The sequence below is a fragment of the Rhodopseudomonas sp. BR0C11 genome, from assembly GCF_010820945.1.
Taxonomy (GTDB): domain Bacteria; phylum Pseudomonadota; class Alphaproteobacteria; order Rhizobiales; family Xanthobacteraceae; genus Rhodopseudomonas; species Rhodopseudomonas palustris_H.
Genome location: NZ_QTKI01000224.1, coordinates 1 through 7,742, shown reverse-complemented (window position 1 = coordinate 7,742; position 7,742 = coordinate 1). Strand labels below are relative to the sequence as shown.

The following is a 7,742-nucleotide window of genomic DNA, read 5'->3' as shown; positions in this document are numbered from 1 at the left end:
GAACAAGCGGCGCTGGCAGAACTTCAAGGCCAACCGCCGCGGCTACTGGTCGTTCTGGATCTTCCTGGTGCTGTTTGGCATCTCGCTGTTTGCCGAGTTCATCGCCAACGACCGGCCGCTGCTGATCAAGCTCGACGGCCATTATTATTTCCCGGCGGTCGTAACCTATTCCGAGACCACCTTCGGCGGCGACTTCGAAACGGCGGCGGATTATCGAGATCCGTTTCTGCAGAAGCTGATCGCCGACAAGGGCGGCACAGTGATCTGGGCGCCGATCCGCTATTCCTACGGCACCCACAATCTCGACCTGCCGACGCCGGCGCCGTCGAAGCCGACTTGGCTGCTGACCGAACAGGAATGCGCCGCGGTGGTCGCCAAGAAGGGCGTCAAGAGCTGCCGCGATCTCGAATACAACTGGCTCGGCACTGACGATCAGGGCCGCGACGTGGTCGCCCGGCTGATCTACGGCTTCCGGATCTCGATTCTGTTCGGCCTCAGCCTGACGATCATCTCGTCGATCATCGGCGTCGCGGCCGGCGGCATCCAGGGCTATTTCGGCGGTTGGGTCGATCTCACCTTCCAGCGGCTGATCGAAGTCTGGACCGCGATCCCGTCGCTATACCTTCTGCTGATCCTGTCGTCGGTGCTGGTGCCGGGTTTCTTCGTGCTGCTCGGCATCCTGTTGCTGTTTAGCTGGGTGTCGCTGGTCGGCCTGGTGCGGGCCGAGTTTCTGCGCGGCAGAAACTTCGAGTACATCACCGCCGCCCGGGCGCTCGGTGTCTCCAACGCCAAGATCATGGTCCGTCACCTGCTGCCGAATGCGATGGTGGCGACCATGACGTTCCTGCCGTTCATCGTGTCATCCTCGGTGATGACCTTGACGGCGCTGGACTTCCTCGGCTTCGGCTTGCCGCCTGGCTCGCCGTCGCTGGGCGAATTGCTGGCGCAGGGCAAGGCCAACGTTCAGGCCCCATGGCTCGGCTTCACCGGGTTCTTCGCCGTCGCCATCATGCTGTCGCTGCTGATCTTCATCGGCGAGGCCGTCCGCGATGCCTTCGACCCGCGCAAGACGTTCAGGTGAGCTGCATGGACGCGATCAACCAGCCTCTGCTTGATGTCAGCGACCTGTCTGTCGCCTTCCATCAGCCCAGCGGGACGTCGACGGCCGTCGATCATGTGTCGTTCCGGATCAAGCGGGGCGAATGCGTTGCGCTGGTGGGCGAGTCCGGCTCGGGCAAGTCGGTCAGCGCGCTGTCGATCCTGAAGCTGCTGCCGTATCCGAGCGCGTCGCATCCGTCCGGCCAGATCCGGTTCAAGGGACGCGAACTGCTCGGGATGTCCGAGCGCGAGATCCGCGGCATTCGTGGCAACGAGATCTCGATCGTGTTTCAGGAGCCGATGACCTCGCTCAATCCGCTGCACACGATCGAGGCGCAGATCGGCGAGATCCTGCAATTGCACGGCGGCGTGCGCGGCGCCAAGGCGCGGGCGCGGATCATCGAGCTGCTGACGCAGGTCGGCATTCCCGAGCCGGAGACGCGTCTCGCCAGCTATCCGCATCAATTGTCCGGCGGGCAGCGGCAGCGCGTGATGATCGCGATGGCGCTCGCCAACGAGCCGGATCTGCTGATCGCCGACGAGCCGACCACGGCGCTCGATGTCACCGTGCAGGCGCAGATCCTGGCGTTGCTCGCCGACATTCGCGCGCGGCTCGGGATGAGCATGCTGTTCATCACCCACGATCTCGGAATCGTCCGTCGCATCGCCGACACGGTGTGCGTGATGCACACCGGCAAGATCGTCGAGCAGGGGCCGGTCGAACAGGTGTTTACCGACCCGCAGCATCCCTACACCAAGGCGCTGCTGGCGGCCGAGCCGAAGCCAGACCCGGCGCCGCCGTGTCCTGATGCGCCGGTGGTGATCTCGACCGACGATCTCAAAGTCTGGTTTCCGATCCGTCGCGGCCTGATGCGCAAGACGGTCGGGCACATCAAGGCGGTCGATGGCGTGACGCTGGCGATCCGTAAAGGTGAGACGCTCGGCGTGGTCGGCGAGTCCGGCTCGGGCAAGACCACGCTCGGATTGGCGATGCTGCGGCTGATCTCGTCCGACGGGCCGATCGTGTTTCTGGGCAACGACATCCAGGGCTTGAAGTTCAAGCAGATGCGGCCGTTCCGCCGCGATATGCAGATCGTGTTTCAGGACCCATTCGGCGCGCTTAGCCCGCGCATGTCGGTCGGCGATATCATCGCCGAGGGGCTCAGCGTGCATCAGCCGCAACTCGGCGATGCCGAGCGCGAAGCGCGGGTGATCAAGGCGCTGAAGGAGGTCGGCCTCGATCCGGCGACCCGCTTCCGCTATCCGCACGAGTTCTCCGGCGGTCAGCGGCAGCGGATTTCGATCGCGCGCGCGGTGGTGCTGGAGCCGAACTTCGTTGTGCTCGATGAGCCGACCAGCGCGCTCGACATGCTGTTTCAGGCGCAGATGGTCGATCTGCTACGCGAACTGCAGCGCAAGCGCGATCTGACCTACATGTTTATTTCGCACGATCTGCGCGTCGTGGCCTCGCTTGCCAGTCATCTGATCGTCATGAAACAAGGCAAAGTGGTCGAGGAAGGTCCCGCGGCCGAACTGTTCAAGTCTCCGAAGACCGACTATACGCGGGCGCTGTTCGCCGCCGCGTTCCGGCTCGAGACCGCGCCCGGCGGCGCTGCGGCCCAATAGGTGTTTGATGAGCGAGAGCGACCAAACTAATCAGCTCGCGGACCACGCGGCGGATGTCACCGTGTCGGCGCCTGAGCTGATCGGGCAGGGGTTCATGTCCTATCAGCGTTTCGAGGTGTCGATCCGGCGCGATGGCGAGCCGCCGCTGTTGCAGCGGCGGGACGTTCTGCGCGCCAGCCGCGTCGCGGCTGTAGTCCCGATCGATTTGGCGCGGGATTCGGTCGTCCTGATCCGGCAATTTCGACTTCCGGCGCATCTTGCCACCGGGCGCGGCGACATGGTCGAGATCGTCGCCGGCCGGGTTGATCCGCACGAGACCGATGCGGATGCGGCGCGGCGCGAATGCATCGAGGAGATCGGCGTCGCACCGACGCAGCTTGCCGAGCTTTATCGCGTCCTGCCGACCCCGGGCCTCACCGATGAACAGGTCATCTTCTTTGTCGGTCACGTCGATTCCAGCGCGGTGCTGCAACGCGCCGGATTGGCCGAAGAAGACGAGGACACCGAGCCGTTCGTCGTGACGATCGACGAGGCGCTGGCGGCTCTCAGCCGCGGCGCGTTCAACAACGCGCTGCTGGTGACCGCCTTGCAGTGGCTGGCGCTTAATCGGGCGCGACTGCGCGAGTGTTTCAGCCAAGCCGCTTGATCGCAGTCAGCGAGCTGCCGGCCGCTGCGATCCGCGCGATCGCCTCGTGGGTCGGTTCGATCGCCGTCGCCATGTGATAAGCGTTGGCGTGCACGATGCTGACGGCGTCGCGTGCGATCGCGACGTGGCCCTTCCAGAACAACAGATCCCCGCGCTTCAGCGCAGACTGCTGGTCGAGCGGCACAGCCGTACCGAGCGCGGCTTCCTGCATGTCGCTGTCGCGCGGCGCGGCGATCCCGCAGGCCGCCAGCGCGGTTTGCACCAGACCCGAACAGTCGATGCCGAGGCTGCTACGACCGCCCCACAGATACGGCGTGCCGACGAAGCGTTCGGCAACCGCGACGAAATCGGCTTCGACATCAGCGAGTGGCGCGACGTGCCGGCGCGGCACGTGCCAGCCTTCCTGCGTCACCGCGAAACTCGCATCCTCGCGCACGATCGCCAGCCGCGCGCCGAGCGGCAGCGTCTCCGCCGGCGGCAGTTTGATCGAAGGACCGTGGAACGCGAAAGTGCGTAGCGCCGTCACCTTGTGGGTCGGCTCAGCGGCCGGCCTATACAAAGCGAGATCCGGTAGCCAGCCGACATAGCCGTCGGTCATCAGCTGGCCCCAGGCCCAGCCTTCTTCGGTCCGGTCATAGACGGTGACGCGCTCGCCTTTCAGTGCCTCGGTCTCCAGCATCGCGCCGGAAAACGGCTCGCGCCGCACCGGTGCCACGCCGTAGCTGACTTCGAACACTTCACCTTCGACGAACCGCGCCGCGGTAACTTGGCCTTCGAGATGTTTAGCGGCGAGGTCGGGCCGCGCCGGCGTCAGCCTGCGATCAGCCATAGCGCTCGCTCAACAGCGCGAAGATCGCGCGCGCGGCTTGGCATTCGCCGCCTTCGGGACGACCAGGCTTGGCCTTCGGCGTCCAGCCGTAGATGTCGACGTGCAGCCAGCTCTTGGCGGCTTCGACGAAGCGCTGCAAGAACAGCGCGCAGGTGATCGAGCCAGCGAAGCCACCGGACGGCGCGTTGTTGATGTTCGCGACCTTGGAGTCGAGCCACGAGTCGTACGGGCCCCACAGCGGCATCCGCCACAGCGGATCGTTCTCCGCGCTGGCGTGGCGCGCGACATCGAGCGCCAGCGTCTCGTCGTTGGTGTAGTAGGGTGGCAGATCGGGACCGAGCGCGACGCGGGCTGCGCCGGTCAGCGTGCCAAGATCGATCAGCAGGTCCGGCGCTTCCTCGTCCGCATAAGCGAGCGCATCGGCCAGCACCAGCCGGCCTTCGGCATCGGTGTTGCCGATCTCGACGGTCGGCCCCTTGCGCGAGGGGAAGATGTCGAGTGGCCGCATCGCGTTGCCGGCGACGGAGTTCTCGACCGCAGGGATCAGCACGCGCAACCGCAGCTTCAACCCGGCGTCCATGATCATCGAAGCCAGCGCCAGGACGTTGGCGGCGCCGCCCATGTCCTTCTTCATGATCAGCATCGCACTCGACGGCTTCAGATCGAGGCCGCCGGTGTCGAAGCACACGCCCTTGCCGACCAACGTGACCTTCGGATGGGACGGATCACCCCAGGTCAGATCGATCAGCCGCGGCGCGCGGGTCGAGGCCATGCCGACCGCGCGGATCAACGGGAAGTTCTGGGTGGCGAGCTCGTCACCGACGATGACGCTGATGCTCGCGCCGAAGCGCGTCGCCAGTGCGTCCGCAGCGTCGGCGAGTTCAGCCGGCCCCATGTCGTTCGACGGCGTGTTGATGAGGTCGCGCGCCAGCGCCGCGGCGTCTGCGGCGCGGCTGATCGCGGCGGCATCGACACCCTCGGGAGGAACCAGACGCACGGCCGGCGGCTCGGCCTTGCGATAGCGGCCAAACTTATAGGCGCCGAGCGCGAAGGCGAGAGCGGCAAGCCGCACATCGTGAGGCGCGTTGGCGAAACGATACACGCCGGCGGGCAGCAGCCCGGGCAGGGCGCCGGGGCGGAAGCGGTCTTGGCTTTGCGCGTCCGGCTCATCGAGGCCGAACAGCACGTGTCCAATCTCGCCGTCCGCCGTCGGCAGCGCCAGATACTGACCCGGCTTGCCGCTATAGCCGCTTGCCGTTGCAAAGCGTTGAGCTGCTTCGGGCAGATCGGCCCGCATCGCATCCCAGCTCGATTTGGTGACGAACAGAATTGGCGTTGCGGACGGAGTGGGCTCGGTTTGGAAAATCGGATGCATGCGTTGCGGCTCTTTCGAATCTTAAGGCGGCGCCGATGGCCGGAGGGATTAACCCAACATTAGGGTTAACGCTCTATTGCTGGGCCAGAATTCGTCGGCTTTGTGAGTATGGTGCCATGCGCGACCTGCCTTGTCTTGCCCGGTTTGCCGCATCTGCGGCGCTGACCGTCAGCCTGGCGGTGTCGCTCGCAGGTTGCAAGACCATCGGCCTGGCCGATGTCACCGGCTCGCTCGGCAGCCGCAACGAGGCCGCAGCCGATCCGAACCGCGCGGTCGAGATCGCCGGCGATCGCTACCGGTCACGCCCCAACGATCCCGACGCTGCAATTGCTTACGGCAACGCGCTGCGCGCGATCGGCCAGCGCGCCCAGGCCGTCGCGGTGCTGGAGAAGGCCTCGCTCGCGAATCCGAGCAACAAGGCAGTGCGGGCAGCATATGGCCGCGCACTCGCCGATAACGGCAATTTCCAGTTGGCGTTCGACACGCTGTCACGGGCGCACAGCCCCGACAATCCCGATTGGCGCATCCTGTCGGTCCAGGGCACCGTGCTCGACCAGATGGGACGCAACGAGGAAGCGCGGCGTTACTACGCCAGCGCGCTGCGGCTTGCACCGGACGAGCCCTCTGTGTTGTCGAACCTCGGCATGTCCTACGTGCTGACCAAAGAGCTGCCGAAAGCCGAAGACACGCTGCGGCGTGCCTACGCAAGCGGCCGGGCGGACTCGCGGGTGCGTCAGAACCTGGCGCTGGTGATCGGCCTTCAGGGCCGTTACGCCGAGGCCGAGTCGATCGTCCGTGCCGATCTGCCGCCGGACGAGGCCGCCGCCAACGTCGCCTATCTCAAGGAGATGGTGAGCGGCCATGATGCCGCCCGAGCGGCGGGCCGTGGCGTGCTAGCCTCCGGCCGCTAAGCTGATCCTTTAAGCGGTCGACCTTACTGCATCGCCGCGATGCGAATGCCGGTCGGGCCCAGGATCACCACGAACAGCACCGGCAGGAAGAACACGATCATCGGCACGGTGAGCTTGGGCGGCAGTGCTGCCGCCTTCTTCTCGGCCTCGTTCATGCGCATGTCGCGGTTTTCCTGCGCCATCACCCGCAGGCTCTGGCCGAGCGGCGTGCCGTATCGCTCCGACTGCTGCAGCGCCAGGCAGACCGACTTCACCCCGTCGAGGCCGGTGCGTAGCGCCAGATTCTCGTAGGCCTGCTTGCGGTCCTGCAGATAGGACAGCTCGGCGGTGGTTAGGGTGAATTCTTCGGCGAGCGGGATCGACTGCGATCCGATTTCGATCGAGACCCGACGGAACGCGGTTTCGATCGACATGCCGGACTCGATGCAGATCAGCAGCAGGTCGAGCGCGTCGGGAAACGCCCGCTTGATCGACAGTTGCCGTTTCTGGATCGCGTTTTTCAGAAACAGCATCGGCGCCTGCATGCCGAAGAAGATCGCGGCGAGGCACATACCGATCTTGACCGTCAGCGGCTGGTCGAAATTCGCGATGACAAACACGTACAGTGCTGAAGCTATACCGAACGCGATCGGCATCACCATACGGAAGAACAGGAAGGTCACGTAGGGTGCCTGGCCGCGGTAGCCGGCCATCACCAGCTTGTCGCGTGCGGATTCTTGCGCCAGCCATTTGGCGAGGTTGAAGTCTTCCACCACGCGCGCCACGAATTTCTTCGGCGCCTGGCGCAGTGACACCTTCTCGGCTTTGGCGAGACGATCGCGTTCGCGCTGACGCAGGCGCTCGCGTTCGCTGCCGACTGCCTTCATTCGCTTGGCAAGCGTCTCGCCTGCAAAGAACGGAATGATGAGGGTGTAGACCGTCGCGCTCGCCGCGATGGCCGCGAGCAGCGTCGCCATGAACCGCGCGTCGTGGAACTTCTCGATCAGAAAATCCAACATGGCCGCCCTCAGAAGTCGAAGTTGATCATCTTCTTCATCACGAAGATGCCCGCCGACATCCATAGCGCCGAAGCCGCGAGCAGGATGCGACCGGTCGGATGTGTCCACAGCAGCGAGATGTAGTCTGGGGTCGTCACATAGACCAGCAGCATCACGATGATCGGCAGCGAACCGATGATCGCGGCCGATGCCTTGGCTTCCATCGACATCGCCTGGATCTTCTCGGCCATCTTCTTGCGATCGCGCAGCACCTTGGACA

At 65.0% G+C, this 7,742-nt stretch carries 8 protein-coding genes; 4 read left to right on the top strand and 4 right to left on the bottom strand.

Features of this window, described 5'->3' with window-relative positions; translation table 11 throughout:
• The 3 genes from DYI24_RS16720 to DYI24_RS16710 all read left to right on the top strand — a co-directional run.
• The coding region (locus DYI24_RS16720; RefSeq protein ID WP_164573105.1) for an ABC transporter permease at positions 1-1,081 on the top strand (1,081 nt) is incomplete at its 5' end.
• 5 nt (positions 1,082-1,086) lie between these two features.
• Positions 1,087-2,724, top strand: coding sequence for an ABC transporter ATP-binding protein (locus DYI24_RS16715; protein WP_164573104.1), 1,638 nt, complete (start codon positions 1,087-1,089; stop codon positions 2,722-2,724).
• 7 nt (positions 2,725-2,731) lie between these two features.
• On the top strand, positions 2,732-3,370 hold the full coding sequence (locus tag DYI24_RS16710; RefSeq protein WP_164573103.1) for an NUDIX domain-containing protein: 639 nt from the start codon (positions 2,732-2,734) through the stop codon (positions 3,368-3,370).
• Here the strand turns inward: DYI24_RS16710 and DYI24_RS16705 are convergent.
• Positions 3,354-4,199, bottom strand: coding sequence for a C40 family peptidase (locus DYI24_RS16705; RefSeq protein WP_164573102.1), 846 nt, complete (start codon positions 4,197-4,199; stop codon positions 3,354-3,356). The two genes, DYI24_RS16710 and DYI24_RS16705, sit on opposite strands and share 17 nt — an antisense overlap.
• A complete protein-coding gene (locus tag DYI24_RS16700) occupies positions 4,192-5,574 on the bottom strand; it encodes a leucyl aminopeptidase family protein (RefSeq protein ID WP_164573101.1) in 1,383 nt (460 codons plus the stop codon). Before DYI24_RS16700 ends, DYI24_RS16705 begins: the two co-directional genes overlap by 8 nt.
• 116 nt (positions 5,575-5,690) lie before the next feature.
• On the opposite strand from DYI24_RS16700, the gene DYI24_RS16695 reads away from it, so the two are divergent.
• Entirely contained in the window at positions 5,691-6,485 is a 795-nt protein-coding gene (locus DYI24_RS16695; RefSeq protein ID WP_164573100.1) for a tetratricopeptide repeat protein, read from the top strand.
• A 23-nt stretch (positions 6,486-6,508) separates the two neighbouring features.
• Here the strand turns inward: DYI24_RS16695 and DYI24_RS16690 are convergent, their stop codons facing one another.
• Both DYI24_RS16690 and DYI24_RS16685 read right to left on the bottom strand, forming a co-directional pair.
• Positions 6,509-7,483, bottom strand: a complete 975-nt coding sequence (locus tag DYI24_RS16690) for a type II secretion system F family protein (protein WP_164573099.1) — start codon at positions 7,481-7,483, stop codon at positions 6,509-6,511.
• Between the two features lie 8 nt (positions 7,484-7,491).
• Positions 7,492-7,742, bottom strand: a 251-nt coding sequence (locus DYI24_RS16685; RefSeq protein WP_502706350.1) for a type II secretion system F family protein, incomplete at its 5' end; no start/stop codon positions are given.

Bases quoted from the DNA above. Each gene is read 5' to 3' on its own strand.
- DYI24_RS16700 (WP_164573101.1), bottom strand. From the start codon at position 5,574: ATGCATCCGATTTTCCAAACCGAGCCCACTCCGTCCGCAACGCCAATT.
- DYI24_RS16705 (WP_164573102.1), bottom strand. From the start codon at position 4,199: ATGGCTGATCGCAGGCTGACGCCGGCGCGGCCCGACCTCGCCGCTAAA.
- DYI24_RS16715 (WP_164573104.1), top strand. From the start codon at position 1,087: ATGGACGCGATCAACCAGCCTCTGCTTGATGTCAGCGACCTGTCTGTC.
- DYI24_RS16710 (WP_164573103.1), top strand. From the start codon at position 2,732: ATGAGCGAGAGCGACCAAACTAATCAGCTCGCGGACCACGCGGCGGAT.
- DYI24_RS16695 (WP_164573100.1), top strand. From the start codon at position 5,691: ATGCGCGACCTGCCTTGTCTTGCCCGGTTTGCCGCATCTGCGGCGCTG.
- DYI24_RS16690 (WP_164573099.1), bottom strand. From the start codon at position 7,483: ATGTTGGATTTTCTGATCGAGAAGTTCCACGACGCGCGGTTCATGGCG.